Below are 18,796 nucleotides of genomic sequence, written 5' to 3'. Positions count from 1 at the left end.
AGTCCCCCTTAATGTTGTTGATGATCCCGCAGACTTAAGGGAGCCATCTTCACAAACTCAGGCTTATCGATCAGCTGTGTATACGCCATCTGATTACCTGGGAAATTCTTCATTTTCCAGCCGTCCATATTTTTATTACCTCCGTACAGAGGGTCTGCATAAACGCCTTCGATCGTACTGGCCCGCAGCATATTGAAAAAAGTACTCGCCGAAATGGTCGTCAATTTTACTTCATCGGTTTCAAAAGCCTTTAAAACCGCGTCCTGCTGCTCCGCCGGGAGTTCATAAAACCGTTTTCCATGGGTACTGTTACTGTAGTTGTTCATCTCTTGAAGGCCGATATCGAATATTTCCCTACGTTTCAACCTGCCTTGATAGCCCTGTGTGATCTCACCTGGAAAAAAGGGCGCTTGCATGTATTCACGAGCATTAAAGCCCCAATCACCCGCTAGCTGGTGGTCAATGAAATAAGCGGCACCGAGTGCCTTCGCGCCCGGACCCAGCTCATCCTCAGGATAAATGCGCTCACAGGCGGCATCCGCTACCTTAAATTGCTCAGGCGTAAAAAACATGAGTGCCTGATTGTAATCGGCAGCAGGGGGCGGTGCTGCTGGCTGCGCCGGAGGTTCTGGTTTGCGGAGCAAGCTCCCTGCCACGCCACCCACGACCAAGCTTCCCAGCACCAGGCCGGAGTTTTTCAAGAAGTTCCTTCGGGATACTGGCTGCTCCTTCACGTTGTTTGAATCTGCCAAATCTACCACCTCCAGTGATTTCCTTCCTTTGGTTTGTGCATTTTTTCCACAAGATACTCGTGATCACCGGAATTTTTTCCAACATACTCCACTCATAACTTCATGCCGCGAACAAAGGATAAGTTTATCTAGGTAGGAAGACTTGGAGGGATCGTGATGAAGCACTTCCATACATGGGTAGGAACCGCAGGGTTAGGGGCTGTACTTCTAATGACAGCTTGTATGAATCAGGCTGCTCCGCCTACGAAGCCGCATCCGCCAGCACACACACAGTCCACCGTGCAGACGCCCAAAGGCGCAAATGTTATTCCAAGCGTGGATCGTGATAAGAAATTCACGACAAACGCGCACGGCCATACGTATAGCGGAATGGGCAATGCTCTCTACAGCTCCATGGGCAGCTCACACTTGCACACGGGCGGTCCTTCTACAAAGTTGGAAGCCCAACTGAAGGCAGCGGGCGTTCACGGCGTTCAGGCATTGATCGTGAACGATGCCATCTACTTGGCCCCTTCTACTGCCAATACACAATCGATCAATCAAATGGACCCGATGCAGTCCCATCTCATCAGCAATTACTCGGGAAGCTCCAGTCGAGGGCATGATGCTGCCCATACAAAATCAGGGAGCGGAACCGCAGGTACATTGGGTACGAGTGATCATCAGAACACATTCGCACAAGCACGCACCCAAATCGAGCGTATCTACGGAACGGATACACCGGTGAAGGTCGTGAACTCGAAAAAAGGCATCCAAGCGCTAGAAACAGTGAAAAAGCAAATGAAGAATCACAAAAATAATCAAACCATGGCCGAACAGCTGAGCGTGCTCATACGCGAAGCAAAGCGGTAAACAAAGAAAAAGGGACAAGCATCCTCGCTTGTCCCTTCCTTATTTCAATAAAAAATCTTGGATTTCGTTCACGGTCTCTTGCGGATGCGTTACCATCAGCAAATGTTGAGCTTCCTGTATCATTTTCACCTTGGCCTGCTTCACAATCCCCTGATAATTGGCGACTGCCTGATGATGAAACTGCTGCTCTTCTTTTGACAATAAGCTGTCGTCAGCCAGCAGTAATAGCACGGGGCATGTCAGCTGTTGGAACATTTCCGGTTGGCTATGGACGCTGTACTCTTTGAAATAAGCGGAGAAAGCTTCCCTCGGCAAACGGTATCCGTAGCTGTCGTCTTCCCTTTTCAAAAGCTCGTCTCGCATCCAGCCCTCTGGCATCACTCTCGTACCATACCGCTCTGCGAACTGCCTTTCCGCTTCCTCTACGGAAGAAAAACGCGTGGTAGCCAGCCGCTCGACAACCTTCTCCCTATTGAATCCAGGCACTTCTCCCAAGGAATAATACCCTCCATCCAGCAATACGAGCGACGCTACTCGCTTGGGCTCGCGAATCGCAAGCATCTGGGCAGGCACAGCAGAAAAGGACGCTGCGACAATCGTCACTTGTTCAAGCTGCTCTGCATCCAAAAGTTGAATCAAATCCGTTACAATCCGCTCAAACGAAAAGGAACCATCGCTCACAGAATTCCCGTGACCACGGATATCTACCGCAATCACCCGATATCGCTCTGCCAATCGTGGCAGGATGGGCGCAAATAGCAGCTTAGTGTTGCGAATGCCATGCAAAAGCAGCAAGGCAGGTGCATCTGACTTTCCTGTTACGCCGTACTCCAGCGTGCCCTCTTCTACCTGCAAACGATTGACCTGCGAAAACAATGCTTCGTCCATTTTGCCTACCTCCTCACTAAATACGCCCCGGAATCAGCACGCCAATATGATCTGGATGCAGCCTGGCGATGTAAAACAGTGCCGAGACGATACATACACCAGCCACTAGTGTGAATACTTCTGCTTTTTTCCAGCGTTTGCTGCGGTAAAACCGATGCTGACTGTTACGCATGCGAAAGCCTTTAGCATCCAATGCATTAGCAATCAATTGTACACGCTTGAGTGAGTTGAAGATGAGCGGTACGAGCAAGTAGCTGTACTTCCTGATGCGTTCCGGAACATTTCCTTCGCTCGTCGACATCCCTCGTACCATCTGCGCTTCCCGAATGATCGCCAAATCATTTTTGACGAGGGGGATAAAGCGAAAAATGAGCGAGAGCAAATAGCTGATCGAAAACGGAACGCCAATCCCGCGAAGTCCCATTGCTATTTCTCTGGGCGATGTCGTAAACACATAATACATGGACAATAACGCGACATTTGCCAGTCGAAGTCCCATTCCCAATGCCCATAAGACACCGACATCCGTGATTTGCACGGGATAATGGATCAACGGAATGGTGCTGCTCCAGTACGGAGTGCCTACATTGGTAAACGGTAGCCACGTAATCACTGCAAAGCACGAACCGATTCCACCAACCAATATGTACGCCTTAATCATAGAGCGCTCCCAGCCCAGCTTGGCAATCAGTGCGATGTTTATCGCCAACAGAACAATTAGCGCACGCGGGTCCTGGAATAAAAAAGGGAGCAAGCCCAGCAGTACGAATACAAGCAGCGTGTAGCTCGGATGGGCATTCTTCATCTTAGATCCCCTCTCCCAGCACCTGTTTTTTCATCGCTGTCAGCGTGAGGGGAATCGGGTCGTCGATCCCAGCAGCCTTCCCAAAACGATAAATGGCAGGCGCTTCTACTTGGGCAGCAGCTAATACTTGTGTTTGCGAAAATACGTGCACTGGGTCCCCATCGCATAACAGCTTTCCTTTATGCATAACGATCACTCGCTGGGCATACTCCGCTACCAGACGCATATCATGCGTGATGACGATGATCGTATGACCTTCCGCATGTAAATGCCGCACCAGCTCCATCATTTCTTGCATGCCTCGGTAATCGAGACCGGTCGTAGGTTCGTCCAGCACGATCACTTGCGGCTTCATCGCCAAGATCGAAGCCACCGCAATCTTTTGCCGCGTGCCTTTGCTCGAGAAATGGGGTTCTTCGTCACCCTTGTCGGATAACCCCACTGCTGCCAACGCCTCCGCGACAGCTTGCTCTATTTTTTCAGGCGGCCAGCCCATGTTTTTGGGCCCAAATGCTACCTCTGCCTTTATGGTCGAATGAAAGATTTGATGATCAGGATTTTGATAGCAATAGGCCACGATTCTCGATAGCTGGGCAACGCTCATCGTCTTGGTATCGAGACCATTCACTTTGACGGTACCCTGCGTTGGCTTGTATAGACCATTACAATGCTTGGCCAATGTCGTTTTACCGGAACCATTTCCCCCGATGATGGCGACGAATTCTCCCTGTTTCAGTTGGAGCGAAACGCCTTGCAGCACCAGCTTTTCCTTTTCATAACTATACCAGACATCATTAAGTTCAATAACGACACTCACAGGCTACCCTCCCGAACGAGCCGTGCTTCTTTGTAGTAGAGTGCCAGTTCCTCAACAGTCAGAGGCACACCAGCAGTGGACGCCGACAAGACGCCTTGCTGGCATAGCATGTGATAGAGTCGGATGACATCCGGGACCAATATGCCATGCTCGTCCAACACGTCCACTTGGTCAAAAAATTGGCGAGTTGGCTGATCCAATACGATTTTCCCCTCGGCAATCAGAATCATTCGGTCGCAAAAGGCTGCGAGCTCTTCTGTCGCATGGGACGATACCACAATCGTCATTTCTTTTTCTCGCTTCAAACGTGAAAGAAGCGAGAAGACCTCCCGCGCCCCCACAGGGTCCAGCTCAGAAGTAGGCTCATCCAAAATGAGTACCTGTGGGCTGTGGGAAAGAGCGGATGCAATTGCCACCCGCTGCTTTTCTCCGCCCGACAGCTCAAGAGGCGAACGATTAGCAAAGCTGTTCAATCCAATCAGATCGAGTACCTCTGCCATTCTTTTTTCGATTCGCTCGTCCGACCACCCGGCATTCTCAAGCGAAAAGGCAAGCTCCTCTTCGACGGTTAGCCCGATGAACTGCGTCTCCGGGTCCTGAAAGACGATGCCTTGCTCGCCATTGGACTCGACACTCCCCACGAAATGTCCACCATAGTTAGCTGGAATCAGACCTGACATCGTCAAAAGCAACGTCGTTTTCCCTGCGGCAGCAGGCCCGACTACGCCGACTACTTCCCCTGGATAAAGCGCCAGATGAATGTCCGCTAGCGCAGACTGTGCTCCCTCTTCATAATGCCAATAGACTCCGTTTACTCGTAGCAATGGTTCTGTTTTCACCTTGCGATCCTGCTTTCATTCCCGAGATAGTTAAAATCCTGCAAGGGGCGACCCCGGTAAAGTCCAGAGCGCTTCACGAATGGGTACAACAGCTTTAAGAGGATCGGTCCCAGAACTGCCGTTGATATGGCTTGGTTCAAGAACACCGTCGGGATGAATACAGCAACTACCTCTTTCGGAGTTAAGCCCAGTGCAAAGTTAACAAGAATCCCGCATGCTACTACTGCCGAGCTGATGATGACTACAAACACGATGTATTGAAGCACACTGCGTTTTGTTTTCAGGGCAGGGTGACTCACAGCAAGTAGCCCGATAAAGCCCCCCATAAAATTAGAAAAGAAACCGACCGCGATCGCATGAGGCGGTGCGCTTCCGGTTAACAAATCACTGACCATATTTCCAAAGGCAAGGCCTATGCATCCCGGCAAGCCGAATAACATGCCAAAAACGGGCTGAAGGGCATTGGCCGGACGGATCGGTACGGAAGGAATGAGCTTGATATTGGCAAGCATGATAATGGCAACAGCGTAGAGCGCGGCAGTGACGACAATCAGGACGTAATCTACCGTCGTCCACTTCCGCCGGAACAGATTCGAGAGCATCAGAATAACTCCTCCTTGTGTCAAGTGTTAATGTTTGGAATATTCCTGTAGCCAGTTTACTCTCTCTTTTCTGGATCGTCTAGAAGAGGGTGGGTAAAACCATTGGTTCTAGCGGTAGGGTGGGGAGGAAACAGGAGAAAACGCTCAGCTTCTAGGGCCACCCGCTGGGGGATTGACTGCCCGCCTCCATGCAAAAAGCGAAACCGCGTCCAAAGTGGCCGGTTCAGGATGTGTTTCAGAGGTGGACGCTTAAGGGCGTGTTTCGCTTTTTGCATTCCGTCTCGGTCGGTGTCCCTAAGATCTTCGCTTGTTTCTCCTGTTTCCTCTGCGAGCTGTTTGCTTTCCCCCTGCTTTCTTAGGGAGAATCAAAATGAATAAAAAAGAGAGAGAATCATTGTTCTCTCCCTCGTGATATACTAGTAGTCAAATATTCAAGATAACTAATTGACACTCCCCATGCCTAAAGGCAGGGGGATTCTTGGGTAGTCACTCCTAACGGGGTGAATGTTACCAAGCTATCCCTGTGTGTCCCACAGTTTAGTTGACTATGCCAACAATCGAAGTCCTTCTTGCTCAATATTGATAGCAGCGTTTTGGTCACGATCATGTTGTACGCCACAGTGCGGGCATATCCAACTGCGCAAGTTGAGACTTTTCACTTCTTTGTTGCGGTATCCACAGTTTGGAGTTGAGCAGAGCTGGCTTGAAGGAAATTGTTTTCCAACAATGGAGACCCTTCTTCCATACCATTCTGCCTTATACTCCAGCATCGCACGAAACATAGACCACGAAGCATCTGCAATGGATTTGGCTAACTTGTGATTTTTGACCATATTTTCCACTTGCAAGTCCTCCAAACAGATCACTTGGCTTTCGTTGATCAGCTTGGTTGACAGCTTATGTAGGAAATCGTTACGGGTGTTTGCAATTTTTTCGTGGAGTCGAGCTACTTTGGTACGCGCCTTGTTCCGGTTGTTGCTGCCTTTTTGTCTACGAGATTGAATCCGTTGCCACTTCGCCAGTTGTTTTTCATACTTGCGATAGTATTTGGGATTTGCCACCTTCTCACCAGTAGAGAGAATGGCGAAATCCTTGATCCCAAGGTCAATCCCAACTGTTTGTTCTACTTTTGGGTGTAATTGACTCTCTGTTTCACACAATACTGACACAAAGTATTTACCTGAAGGATTACATCTAATCGTAGCCGATAGAATTCGCCCTTCAACTTCTCTGGATTTAGCAAACGATACCCATCCCAGCTTAGGAAGTTTGATGCGATTCCCTTCTATTTTGATGTTCATCTTGCATGTATAGGATTGCTTTGGATTCTTCTTGCTTTTGAATTTGGGATAGCCTTTTTTCTTTTTGAAAAACTTTTTGTAGGAAGAATCCAAATCTTTTAAGGTTGATTGCAGGGCAGTGGAGTCCACTTCTTTCAACCATTCGATTTCTTTTTTGAGTTGCGTGAGCAAAGCAGAACAGTCGTTGTAAGTAAGCGTTTTGTTTTCTTGTTCGTAAGCATCTTTTCGTTTCGCAAGAAAGTGATTGAATACAAAGCGAGTACATCCAATTGTCTTGTTGATGAGTGTTGCTTGTTCTTTGTTTGGATACAAACGGAATTTGTAGGCTCTATGCAAGTTCAATCATTCCTTTCTTTTTGAGACTCCATGTATTTCTTAATCACATCGAGTTGCACCGTGCCAACCGTTGCAACAAAGTAGGAGTTTGTCCATAGAGAGGGAAGTCTGCTTTTTAGATGTCTAAATTCCATCCGCAATACTCTGGATGTATAGCCCTTCAAATGTTTTACGACTCGGTGGATTCCGAATTGGGGATCGCATTTGATGAGCAAATGAACATGATCAGGCAGGATTTCCATTTCAACAACTTCCGCACGTAGTTCCACTGCCTTTTCAAGAAACAACTCTTTTAATCGAATGTCTACTGGCTCTTTCAAAACCTTTTTACGATACTTCGGACAAAAAACAACGTGATATGTACAGTCAAATACGACATTGTGGTTACTTTCTACTGATCTACTCAAAACCATCACCTATGGTTAATTATACCATTTTGTTAGATAGAGAAGACATATCTAACAGAGATCGACAAAAAAAGAACTATTTTTGTTTGCTCTTAGCACCCCCTACAGGGGATGCAGAGCAAAGTGCCTTATATCCCCATAGCTAAAGCAAGGGGTTTTACGACACGAGTGATAAAGGAGTTATCATGGGACAATATTTAGTCAGAGAAAGCACGAGAGATGACGCTGATTTTATTGAGCAAAGAATCGTTGAATACAATGAATCGAGTGTTCCGTTTGAACTGACCATTCCTTTTTCAAAAATCAATAAACACGTTCGTGATGAAGATGGCACTATCATTGCGGGAATAAACTGTGTGTACTATTCTTGGAGATGTTTGTACATTGATGCTTTATGGGTCAGAGATGATATGAGAAAGAACGGATTGGGAAGCAAGCTTCTTCTTGAAATTGAAAACACAGCTAGGGAGTATGGCATTCATTTGATTCATTTAGATACTTTTGATTTTCAAGCAAAGGACTTTTATGTAAAACACGGGTACGAGATACATGGTGTACTCGATGATTGCCCTCTTTCCCATCAAAGATTTTACCTACAGAAGAGAATTGATTAGCAGTCTAATCTTCCCCAAAAAAGTAGCCCCACATCCAGTAATGGGTGTAGGGCTATTTTTGTTCCACATGTTACTCCTCAAACTTCACCATTTCCAAATTGGTTTTCTTAACCTTCACCAAGTACAACAAATAGATCAGGCCGACAAAGGTCCAGAGCAAGCCGAGCATCATGGACGTCGCTTCCAGGTTGACCCACAGAAACGCGATGAATGTTGTCCCGATGAGTGGAGACAGCACGAAGCCCCACCAATCCTTAATATGCTTGTTCTTTTGTTTGCGGAAATAGTACGCCATTACACTGATGTTCACAAAGCTAAAGGCGATCAGTGCGCCGAAGTTAATAAAGGAAGTTGCCGTTAACAAATCCATATACAAAGCGAACAGCATCAGCGCTCCGACCAGTAAGACGTTAAGCAGAGGTGTTCTCAGCTTCGGATGTACATAACCGAACCAGCGTCGCGGCAAAAATCCATCTCGTCCCATTGCGTACAACAAGCGCGTTACACTCGTGACAGATACGAGTCCGGATGCCAGTGTCGAAGATAACGCTGCCGCCAAAAATATCAATTGAAAGATCGTCCCACCGATAAACAGAGCAATCTCCGCAGAGGCCGCTTCTGGATCAGACAATACCGAAACATCAGGAAATAATGATTGCATGAAATAAGAGGCCGTAATAAATAACGCCCCTCCTGCGAGCGCTACGAGCATAATCCCGCGAGGAATCGTCTTTTTCGCATCGACGGTTTCCTCCGTTAGCGTAGTTACTGCATCAAAGCCAAGGAAGGAAAAGCAAAGAATCGACGCACCGGAAAGCAGTGCAATGACAGACATATCCGGTGACAAAAATGGACGCAGGTTGAATACGTGACCAAGCCCGTCACCTTGCATAAGACCACGGATTGCCAATCCCGCAAATAATACGACGACCACGACTTGAAACAGCACTAGAATCGAGTTAACGGATGCGGTTACCGTTACGCGAAATACGTTTAACCCCGTCACCAATACAATGAAACCAATAATCCACCACGCTGTCGACACGTCAGGAAACACGGATGATAAGTATACTCCCGTCAACAAGGCGTTAATCATCGGTAAAAATAAATAATCTAGCAAAGACGCCCAGCCTACCAAAAATCCTGCATAGGGATGAATCGTTTGTTGCGTATACGTGTACGCGGTCCCTGCTGAAGGGAATAGCCGTACCATCTTTCCGTAGCTTGCCGCCGTAAACAGGATCGCAAGAAGTGTGACTGCATAAGCAGCAGGAACGTGCCCCCCCGTTTCTCCAGATACAATGCCAAAGGTGTCAAAAACGGCCATCGGGGCCATGTAGCCCAGTCCAATTACGACAATATGTCGCAACTTCAAACTACGTGTTAGTTCTGCTCTCCCGTTCACTACCTGTCCCCCTTTATGTAACAGAATAATTATACACGTTGATTTATAATCACGAAAGAAAAAAGCACTGCTGCACACGGGTTCTCCATGCACAGCAGCGCTTGATTTATATGCGTATTTCCTATGCTTTTGGCAGTTCAAAGGAACTCTTCAACGATACAATCCGGTTGAATACGAGCTTATCATCTGTCGTATGCTTCGGATCGACATTGAAATAGCCATGACGGAAAAATTGATACTTGTCTTGTGGCTTGGTTTCTTTCATATTTGGCTCCACATAGCCTTGTAGCACTTCCAACGAATTCGGGTTAACGTTGTCGAGGAATGTGCCCTCTGCGTCTTCATCATCCATAATCAATGGCTCGTACAAACGGAATTCAGCAGGAAGCGCATTGGTCGCATCCACCCAGTGAATCGTCCCTTTTACCTTGCGACCTGTAAAACCGCTGCCGCTCTTCGTCTCAATGTCATACGTGCAATGGATCTCGATCACGTTGCCATCTGCATCCTTCACGACGTCATTGCATTTAATGAAGTACGCGTGCTTCAGACGCACTTCATTTCCCGGGAACAGGCGGAAATACTTGCTCGGCGGGTTTTCCATGAAGTCGTCCTGCTCAATGTAGATTTCGCGGGAGAACGGAATTTGACGATTGCCCATCTCTGGGTTCTCTGGATTGATCTCCGCTTCGAGCATCTCGACTTGTCCTTCCGGATAGTTCGTGATGACGACCTTCAACGGATTCAAAACAGCCATCGTACGTGGTGCCTTCAGCTTCAGGTCCTCACGGATGAAATACTCCAGCATTTTCTCGTCAACCGTGCTATTAGCGCGCGCTACCCCTACTTCACGAGCGAATGTACGAATCGCTTCCGGTGTATAGCCGCGACGACGGAAGCCTGCGATGGTTGGCATGCGCGGGTCATCCCAGCCGTCTACTACATTCTCATCAACAAGCTGTTTCAGCTTACGTTTACTCATAACGGTGTTGGTCAGATTCAAGCGGGCAAATTCGTACTGGCGTGGTACACTCTCCATTTCGCACTCGCGGACTACCCAGTCGTACAACGGACGATGATCTTCGAATTCCAGTGAACACAGGGAGTGTGTCACGCCCTCGATGGCATCCTCCAACGGATGAGCGAAGTCGTACATCGGATAGATGCACCATTTGTCGCCCGTGTTGTGATGCGTTGCATGGGAGATTCGATACAGAACCGGATCACGCATGTTAAAGTTCTGAGAAGCCATATCGATTTTCGCACGCAGCACCTTTTCTCCGTCCTTGAATTCCCCTTGGCGCATCCGTGCAAACAGATCCAGGTTTTCCTCCACAGATCGGTTGCGGAACGGACTATCTGTGCCTGGCTCTGTCCATGTTCCACGCATTTTACGCATTTCTTCGGGAGACAGATCGTCTACGTAAGCCAGACCTTTTTTAATCAACAGCACCGCACGGTTGTACATCTCTTCAAAGTAATCAGATGCAAAAAACAGCCCATCCCATTCGAAGCCAAGCCATTGAACGTCCCTTTTGATGGCCTCTACGTATTCGATGTCTTCCTTCACCGGGTTGGTGTCGTCAAAACGCAGGTTGGCCTTGCCGGAAAATTCACGTGCCAACTCAAAGTTGAGGCAGATCGCTTTTGCATGTCCAATATGAAGATACCCGTTCGGTTCTGGGGGAAAGCGGGTAATAATTTCTTTTACTTTGCCCTCTTGCAAGTCATCAATCATGATATTGCGGATAAAATTGGATGCCGCTACCTTGTTTTCCAATGAAATCAACCTTTCACTTCACCTTTACATTCCATAATACTGATTCTCTACCCAGAGTTCAACAAAATCGGGTCGTGGACCGACCCGCTCACGTCTTCCATTGCTGCCTCGTTTGCCATTGTGGCCTGCAATACAGATGAATGACAGAATCAATGGCTAAGCGCTGCTCCGTGATCCCTCGAATCGTTTCGAGATACTTCGGGGAAATCAGATGCAACAAAGGCTGTTCAACATGATTGAAACGTTGGAATGCTTCCGCTGCAATCCGATCCCACTGTGGGTAATACCGAAGCAAGTCATCGGGCATTACACGGGAGCGATCCGTGTCAGACTCGGGCAAACAATCAAAAGGTTCATCCAGATTTAACGTTCCATAATCATCGGTCAGCTCTTCGCCCGGAAAAATATCCCGTGCAGCCAATTCCATATCATACATGGTCGGCACACAATTCGCATGAAAGCTGTGGTTCACGTACCTTGCCTTATCCCAACAAAGAATGTACTTTCCGAACTGGTTCTTGAATGAATATTTTTGCACGTCCTGTTTCCGTAATGAGTCAAGTTTTTCCACAAATGCAGGGTCCAATACCTGGTCCAAATTGTCCTGTGCCCATACAATCGTTCCTTTTGGGATAAACCTTGTCGCAAACACACCGTACCCGATCTCATCGTTGATATAGCGCAATTCTGTATCGGGATGCATCATGGTCTTTGTTTCACTCCTTGGCTTATGTGCCTTTTTATCATCATAAGCAATTCAGCCCCATGAGGTGTGTGAATGTCTGCGAAAAACACCCCTCCCCATAGCATTCCTGACTATTTTTCTGGATTAAAAAATTTTTTCTTATTTACCACAAATGGTAAATAGTCTATATTATTGGCAAACGGTGTTTTAGGAACATTTTCCCACAACGATCGCATCAGTAAATGTGTCAATTTTATGCTTCATCCATTGATATCGAAACGGCAAACCCGGGGAAATCCGGCGACGCAAAGCTACAGGGGCTACCTCCGCAACAGCGGACACGCTTGCCAGCTACCGAAGTATTGATGTAGGACGAGACCAGTGATCCTATATCATTGGTCTTTTTTTGCGCACATAATGTCTATTTTTGTCTATTTTTGTATGATTGTGTATTTTTGACTTTTGAAGGAGGTGAGGCAACAGCGGATAGCCGGTTTAATGAATTCGTTATTCTATTCATCATGAAGGAGGTTTCATAGGAATGTCATTCTGGAAGAAACTCTCGACCGTCGCGCTGACTGCTGTCATCGGGGTATCAACATTCTCAGGGGCACAAGCTGCTAACCGTCCAACAACGATGTCACCGAACGCAATGGTGACGACTCCTCACTATCTGGCTACGGCTGCGGCCCTAAAGACATTAGAAAACGGTGGAAATGCAGTAGATGCTGCTATTACAGCCGCTTCCACATTAGCTGTCGTCTATCCTCATTACACAACCATTGGTGGAGATAACTTCTGGCTCATCTACAATGCCAAAACAAAAGAGCTGAAAGCACTGAACGGCAGTGGTCGCGCAGGCGAAAAGGCAACCATCGACTATTACAAAAACAAAGGCTACGAAAAAATCCCGTCCCGCGGTTATGAATCGGCAAACACTGTCCCTGGTGTCGTCTCCGGCTGGTGGGAGGCTTACAACTACGCCCATAAAAGCATGGGCAACAGTAAGCTTCAATGGAACAGACTGCTGGAGCCTGCTATTGGATACGCCGAGAACGGATATCCAGTCTCCCCCAACCAAGTATATTGGACGAAATACGCGACAGATCCAACTGACAATAACTTGAAGAATCTTCAACGTTTTGATGGATTCCGTAAAACATTCCTGAAGCCCAACGGTGATCCCTATGCAGCAGGCGAAATTCTCAAACAAAAGGATCTTGCCAATACTTTGCGAATCATTGCGAAAAAAGGCGCTGACGGTTTTTATAAAGGAGAAGTAGCTAAAAAAATCGTAGCAGACATGCAAGCCAACGGCGGATTGCTCACGTTGAAAGATTTTGAGAAGCACACCTCCACTTGGGCAGATCCAATTACGGTAGACTACCGCGGTTATAAAGCGTACAACGTTCCGCCTAACTCACAAGGTATGGCATCCCTCTCTATTCTTAATGTTTTGAATAACTTTGACCTCAAGAGCATGGGTGAAGGAACACCCGATTACTATCACACGATTGTGGAAGCTACCAAACAGGCTTTTTCTGACCGCGACAAATGGCTGACTGACCCTGCCTTTGCGGATATCCCTGTGGATGAGCTGTTGTCCAAGCAGCACGGGAAAGATTTAGCTGCGCGCATTGATATGAAGCAAGCTGCCAAATCCGTAGAACCGCTTGATCCAAAAGGCGATACAACTTGGTTCGGGATCGTTGACAAAGATGGAAATGCCGTGTCCATCATTCAGAGTCACTATTTTGACTGGGGTTCCGGCATCGTAGCGAAAGATACGGGCATCCTTTTGCAAAACCGCGGAAGCTATTTCTCTTTGGACTCCAAACACATCAATCACTTGGAACCAGGAAAACGTACCTTCCACACCATTAACCCAGCTATGCTCTTTAAAGGGGACAAGCCTTATCTTCTCTACGGAACACAAGGGGGAGAAGGACAGCCGCAAACGCAAGCCGCTCTCGTCACGCGTATCGTCGACTTTGGTTTCAGCGTACAAGACGCAATCGAAGCGCCAAGATGGCTGCATGGACGCAACTGGGGATCTGATTCCAACAATCTCAAGGTGGAAAGCCGCATCCCTCAAGACGTCCTGGACGAGTTAATAAAACGTGGGCATCCAGTCGAAAAGCTGGAAGCAGCCTATACCGATACGATGGGACAGTCCGGCGCAATCCTGATTGACCCGCAAACCAATGTAAAATTTGGCGGTGCTGACCCTCGCGGTGAAGGCGCAGCAATGGGATATTGATATTTTGTCAGACTGCTGAGTTAATCTCAGCAGTCTACCTGTATTATATTTCCTTGTGGCAGACCGCTTTTCACAAAGAAAGAAATATCTCAATCACGGATTAGGAGCGGAAAAATCCTATGTTTTTGTTCAACAAACTCAGGAACAAAATGATCCTTTGGTTTCTCGTCGTGGCCGTCATTCCACTTACTGCCGTTTCAGTGTTTATCACGAACAGCTTTTCATCCATTCTGATTGATAAACAAAAATCTTCCTATGTTGACCTTACTTCCAGTACAGCCATAGCTATGGATCAATATCTGGACAGGCGTATGACAGAAATTCAGATTTTAGCCCGTACCTCGGATATTCAATCCGATGATGCAGCGGCAAAAAATGAATTCATCCGCAAGTTTACCGAGGAAATGAAACTGTATGACGGAAATACCTTTATCGCAAGTGATGGAAAAGTAACGGCTGATACGTTCCCCAAAAGCGTTGGAATCAATCTTGGCGAGCGCCAATTCTTCAAAGACGGTATGCAGGACAAGCCCAGCTTCTCCGATGTTCTTGTTGCGAAGACAACCGGCAATCGCTCTATCATCGTCGCTTCCCCTGTAAAAGCGAAAAACAATGAGAAGCTTGGTGTCTTGACCGGGCTCGTCAATGTAGATGACTTCACAGCTACATTCCTCAAGAATTTGAAAGTAGGCAACGATGGCTATCCGATTCTCGTTGATAACAAGGACCAGATTCAGTACCATCCTACCCAGGATCTGATCGGAAAACCGCTTGAGGAATCCGCTCTGCCGCAACCATTAATGGAAATCCTGAAATCAGGAAAAACAGAAAAGGGCTCATACAGCTACTCGGACAATGGCAAGGAATACGTTGTCACCTATTCCCCCATTCCCAAGACCAACTTTGGTTTGTATCTGCATATCCCTGTCGAATCCATAACGTCTGCGGTTTCATCCGTTACCAACATGGTTACGATCATTGTCATCATTGTTGTTGCTGTCGTGATCGCAATCGCATACGCTGTTTCCCGACAAATCTCCCGCCCTATTGCGGCAGTTGCCTCCGTGGCTAACCGCATTTCCGAGGGTGAACTGACTGTACAACCCTTGCAGATTCAAACCAAGGATGAGGTTGGACAGCTATCCCAATCCGTAAACACAATGGTGCTCAACCTGCGAACGATTATTCAACAAGTAAATGATACAGCTTCAGATCTTGCTTCTTCAGCAGAGGAATTGTCGGTCAACTCCGACCATACGAGCAAGGCTACCGAGCAAATCGCCATAACGATTCAGGAAGTAGCTTACGGTGCGGAAAAGCAAGTGAAGAGTGTAGAGGAAAGTGTCACCGCAATTCAAGGTGTATCGACAGGGGCCCAGCGGGTTGCCACGAATGCACAGCAAGCTGCTGAATCAGCTTTGGGCGCTTCCCAAATTGCAGTGGAAGGAAATCAGGCCCTTCAGGTCGTTATCAGCCAGATGCAATCGATCGAGAACACTGTCGGCAACATTGCCGATATCGTCAAACGATTAGGAAACAGCTCGCAGGAAATCGGACAAATCGTACAAGTCATCACCGGTATCGCTGAGCAAACAAATCTGTTAGCACTTAATGCAGCTATTGAAGCGGCGAGAGCTGGTGAACAGGGGCGCGGATTCGCCGTTGTTGCAGACGAAGTGCGCAAATTGGCTGAGCAGTCCGCGCAATCCGCGCAACAGATCACACTGTTGATTACGACGATTCAGCTCGAATCAAACCAGGCTGTCCTTTCGATGGAACAGGGCACCAAAGAGGTCGCCACTGGACTTACAGTCGTTAACAATGCAGGCAAGTCCTTCGAACAGATCCAAGATGCTGTCACGCAGGTAGCAAGCCAAATTCAAGAAGTAAAAGCTTATTCTGAGCAAATGTCTTTTGGTACTAAACAGGTGGTAGAATTGGTCAGTGTCATTGAAGAAGTAGCGGAGAATTCTGCTGATGGAACACAAAGCGTATCAGCCGCCACAGAAGAACAGCTGGCAGCTATGGAAGAAGTCAGTTCATCAGCTACTTCTCTGGCAAGAATAGCCGAAGAACTGCAATCTCATGTAAGCAAATTCAAGATATAGTCCAAACAACGAAAACAAGAAAAGCCGCCTTGCATGTGCACGGCGGCTCTTTCCTGCTTTCGCTTACACAAACTCCCACATCCGGTCAGGATGGTTCGTGCAAATTTGAACCTGAGGATGCCACGAAATGACTTCGCGGATATGCTTCGGATCATCCAGCGTCCACGCGATGACTTGGAAGCCTTTTTCAATCGCGGCTGCAGTTAGCTCACGCGTCAGAAACGGATATCCCATGGAGAGGATCGTGGCACCTGCTGCCTCCATCTGTTCCAGCATGAGTACAGGTCGGCCATATACAATCAGGCCTGTCTGTACTTCTTGGTCGAGCGTGCGAACGTGACGGATCAAATCGTGGTCAAAGGAAGTCAGGTACACCTCTCGCTTCATTCCATGCTTTTCTACAAGCGCGAGCACCTTTTCAGCGATACCCGGGTACATATCACTTGTTGCTTTCAACTCGATATTTAGCGTGCAGCGACCTTTTACTGCGACTAGTACTTCCTCGAGTGTAGGGATTTTTTCGCCTGAAAACTTGTCGCCAAACCAGCTCCCTGCATCCAGCTCACGCAGCTCTGCCAAGGTATGATCCATGACCAGACCGTGGCCATTGGTCGTGCGTTCCAACGTAAAGTCGTGAATCAGCACCGGAACACCATCACGCGTCAGCTGTACATCAATTTCCATTGCTTTGATAGCTGGCTCTGCCAAAGCCAGTCGAATCGCTGTCATTGTATTCTCCGGGGCTTTGCCTGACCACCCGCGATGTGCCATACAAATGTTCATTTCGCCAGCTCCTCTATCATTTCGTTTCTGTTATTTTTTCAAAAGCTTGCTGCCTTTTTCCGTCGCCGCCTGCATCGCTTCATCTACTGTCGCTTGGCCAAGCATCGCACGCTGCAGTTCTTTTTGAATCACATCCTGCAATTCTTTGTAGCCTGGAGCCATTGGGCGAGGATAGCCGTATTGCAGTTGATCTACCGCAACCTTGAAGTTTGGTTCTTTTTCATAGAAAGCCTTCATTTCAGCTGAATCGATTGCTTCTGTCGTGACAGGCATATAACCGGAAGCGATTGACCACGGAACCGTTTGCTCAGTGTCGGTCATCCACTTCATGAATTCCCACGCTGCTTTTTTCTCCGCATCGGTCGACTTCGCCAGCATCACAAGATTCGCACCGCCCGTTGGCGTACCAAACGTTTTATTGGCTGGCAAGAAAGCTGCACCCATGTCAAATTTGGCATTTTTCTTCAATTCCGTCAAGGAGCCTGTCGAGGTAAAAATCATACCCACTTTTTGATTCAGGAAGTCTTGCTCCGCTACATCCCACGCATTGTAGTTCTCTCCTGGAGGGTTTTTCATGATGCCTTCCTTCACCATTTTGGACCAGAGCTCAAGCGGTGCTTTTCCTGCTTCGTTGTTGATCGTCAGCTCCTTGCCGTTCTCGCTCAGGATGTTGCCCCCGCCTTGGAAAACAAGCGCTTCGTAGAACCAGATATCCACGGGCGTCGAGAAGCCGTACCGAGTAATTTTGTCTCCTTCTTTCTTGCTCAGCTTTTGAGAAAAGCTGACGAGCTCATCCCATGTTTTCGGACCGTTTGTATCAAGTCCTGCTTCTTTTAACATATCGCGGTTGATGTACAGCAGTGGAGTGGAGCGGTTAAATGGCACTGCGTACAGTTTGTCATTCCAATAAGAGTTTTTCATGAGACCTGGAATGTACTTCTTTTCATCCCCTTGCGAATAGGGCGTCAAATCTTCCAAAACCTTTGCATCCGCAAATGCTGCTATCGAAGCGATCTCGACCATCGTCACATCCGGATTGTTGCCCGCTGCTACAGATGCCAGTACTTTGGAATGGTTTTCTTGATACGCACCTTGGTAGGCTGGTTTCACGATAATATCTTTATGTGTTTCATTGAATTTTTTGACCATATCCTCGATGGTTTTCCCACGAACGCCACCCAACGCATACCAGAAATCAATTTGGACTGGGCCGCTGGATGCTGTAGACGCTGCTGGCTGAGAAGTGCTGCCTGTACTAGCAGACTGTTCTTTTCCAGATGATCCGCATCCAGCCAACACTCCTGATAAACCAATAGTCAATGCACATAGAATCGTTCCCGTCTTTTTCATGGAAAACATAGTTTGATTTCCTCCCTATTGTGATCTAATAAGTGTTCAAAAATTTGGCTTTTCAGCACCGAGAAGATGGCGAGAACCGCACGAAGGAGGAGCGGAGTGTAGGTAAACTACATGAGCACCGGACTTCGAAGGTGAACGCCATATTCGATGTCGAATAAGCTTTCAGTACATCTTCGTGATCAAAAGACAACTTTTTGACTTCC

The 18,796-nt window shown here is 47.5% G+C and carries 17 protein-coding genes and 1 riboswitch; of the genes, 4 read left to right on the top strand and 13 right to left on the bottom strand.

Annotated features, from left to right (window positions below):
* Positions 1-8: 8 nt before the first annotated feature.
* The gene (locus tag C7R92_RS14455; RefSeq protein ID WP_026043398.1) at positions 9-752 is read right to left on the bottom strand and encodes a gluconate 2-dehydrogenase subunit 3 family protein; all 744 of its coding nucleotides are present in this window, start codon (positions 750-752) and stop codon (positions 9-11) included.
* 156 nt (positions 753-908) lie between these two features.
* On the opposite strand from C7R92_RS14455, the gene C7R92_RS14450 reads away from it, so the two are divergent.
* Positions 909-1,604, top strand: coding sequence for a hypothetical protein (locus tag C7R92_RS14450; protein ID WP_069851131.1), 696 nt, complete (start codon positions 909-911; stop codon positions 1,602-1,604).
* A gap of 39 nt (positions 1,605-1,643) precedes the next feature.
* Here the strand turns inward: C7R92_RS14450 and C7R92_RS14445 are convergent, their stop codons facing one another.
* From C7R92_RS14445 to tnpA, 7 genes are all read right to left on the bottom strand, one after another.
* Complete coding sequence (locus C7R92_RS14445; RefSeq protein ID WP_106834744.1) at positions 1,644-2,492, bottom strand: alpha/beta fold hydrolase; 849 nt, start codon at positions 2,490-2,492, stop codon at positions 1,644-1,646.
* Positions 2,493-2,508: 16 nt separating this feature from the next.
* Positions 2,509-3,297, bottom strand: a complete 789-nt coding sequence (locus tag C7R92_RS14440) for an energy-coupling factor transporter transmembrane component T (RefSeq protein WP_106834743.1) — start codon at positions 3,295-3,297, stop codon at positions 2,509-2,511.
* A 1-nt stretch (position 3,298) separates the two neighbouring features.
* Complete coding sequence (locus C7R92_RS14435; protein WP_106834742.1) at positions 3,299-4,114, bottom strand: energy-coupling factor ABC transporter ATP-binding protein; 816 nt, start codon at positions 4,112-4,114, stop codon at positions 3,299-3,301.
* Positions 4,111-4,953, bottom strand: coding sequence for an energy-coupling factor ABC transporter ATP-binding protein (locus C7R92_RS14430; RefSeq protein WP_106834741.1), 843 nt, complete (start codon positions 4,951-4,953; stop codon positions 4,111-4,113). The genes C7R92_RS14435 and C7R92_RS14430 overlap by 4 nt, the downstream gene beginning before the upstream one ends.
* A complete protein-coding gene (locus C7R92_RS14425) occupies positions 4,950-5,555 on the bottom strand; it encodes a QueT transporter family protein (protein ID WP_106834740.1) in 606 nt (201 codons plus the stop codon). Before C7R92_RS14425 ends, C7R92_RS14430 begins: the two co-directional genes overlap by 4 nt.
* A gap of 545 nt (positions 5,556-6,100) precedes the next feature.
* Complete coding sequence (tnpB, locus tag C7R92_RS14415; protein WP_106834738.1) at positions 6,101-7,192, bottom strand: IS200/IS605 family element RNA-guided endonuclease TnpB; 1,092 nt, start codon at positions 7,190-7,192, stop codon at positions 6,101-6,103.
* A 2-nt stretch (positions 7,193-7,194) separates the two neighbouring features.
* Entirely contained in the window at positions 7,195-7,605 is a 411-nt protein-coding gene (gene tnpA / locus C7R92_RS14410) for an IS200/IS605 family transposase (RefSeq protein WP_146147616.1), read from the bottom strand.
* Positions 7,606-7,784: 179 nt separating this feature from the next.
* On the opposite strand from tnpA, the gene C7R92_RS14405 reads away from it, so the two are divergent.
* Entirely contained in the window at positions 7,785-8,213 is a 429-nt protein-coding gene (locus C7R92_RS14405) for a GNAT family N-acetyltransferase (RefSeq protein WP_106834736.1), read from the top strand.
* Between the two features lie 70 nt (positions 8,214-8,283).
* Here the strand turns inward: C7R92_RS14405 and C7R92_RS14400 are convergent, their stop codons facing one another.
* The 3 genes from C7R92_RS14400 to C7R92_RS14390 all read right to left on the bottom strand — a co-directional run bounded on the left by C7R92_RS14400 (position 8,284) and on the right by C7R92_RS14390 (position 12,104).
* A complete protein-coding gene (locus C7R92_RS14400) occupies positions 8,284-9,618 on the bottom strand; it encodes an APC family permease (protein ID WP_106834735.1) in 1,335 nt (444 codons plus the stop codon).
* Between the two features lie 121 nt (positions 9,619-9,739).
* Positions 9,740-11,407 carry a glutamine--tRNA ligase/YqeY domain fusion protein gene (locus C7R92_RS14395; RefSeq protein ID WP_106834734.1) on the bottom strand — a complete coding sequence of 556 codons (1,668 nt, stop codon included), beginning with the start codon at positions 11,405-11,407 and terminating at the stop codon, positions 9,740-9,742.
* A gap of 79 nt (positions 11,408-11,486) precedes the next feature.
* Complete coding sequence (locus tag C7R92_RS14390) at positions 11,487-12,104, bottom strand: SET domain-containing protein (RefSeq protein ID WP_106834733.1); 618 nt, start codon at positions 12,102-12,104, stop codon at positions 11,487-11,489.
* A 249-nt stretch (positions 12,105-12,353) separates the two neighbouring features.
* Positions 12,354-12,442: riboswitch (cyclic di-GMP riboswitch) on the top strand.
* Between the two features lie 182 nt (positions 12,443-12,624).
* Between C7R92_RS14390 and ggt the strand changes: the two genes are divergently transcribed.
* Positions 12,625-14,343: a gamma-glutamyltransferase gene (gene ggt / locus C7R92_RS14385; protein ID WP_106834732.1), complete on the top strand. Its 1,719-nt coding sequence runs from the start codon at positions 12,625-12,627 to the stop codon at positions 14,341-14,343.
* A gap of 119 nt (positions 14,344-14,462) precedes the next feature.
* Positions 14,463-16,451 carry a methyl-accepting chemotaxis protein gene (locus C7R92_RS14380; RefSeq protein WP_106834731.1) on the top strand — a complete coding sequence of 663 codons (1,989 nt, stop codon included), beginning with the start codon at positions 14,463-14,465 and terminating at the stop codon, positions 16,449-16,451.
* 63 nt (positions 16,452-16,514) lie between these two features.
* Here C7R92_RS14380 and C7R92_RS14375 read toward each other — a convergent pair whose 3' ends face one another.
* The gene (locus C7R92_RS14375; protein ID WP_106834730.1) at positions 16,515-17,234 is read right to left on the bottom strand and encodes a glycerophosphodiester phosphodiesterase; all 720 of its coding nucleotides are present in this window, start codon (positions 17,232-17,234) and stop codon (positions 16,515-16,517) included.
* 30 nt (positions 17,235-17,264) lie between these two features.
* On the bottom strand, positions 17,265-18,593 hold the full coding sequence (locus C7R92_RS14370) for an ABC transporter substrate-binding protein (protein WP_069851158.1): 1,329 nt from the start codon (positions 18,591-18,593) through the stop codon (positions 17,265-17,267).
* Positions 18,594-18,796 lie beyond the last annotated feature (203 nt).

It is taken from the genome of Brevibacillus porteri (assembly GCF_003013475.1).
Classification (GTDB): Bacteria; Bacillota; Bacilli; order Brevibacillales; family Brevibacillaceae; genus Brevibacillus; species Brevibacillus porteri.
Note: the sequence above shows the minus strand (reverse complement) of the source record. Positions and strands in the feature narration are given on the sequence as shown.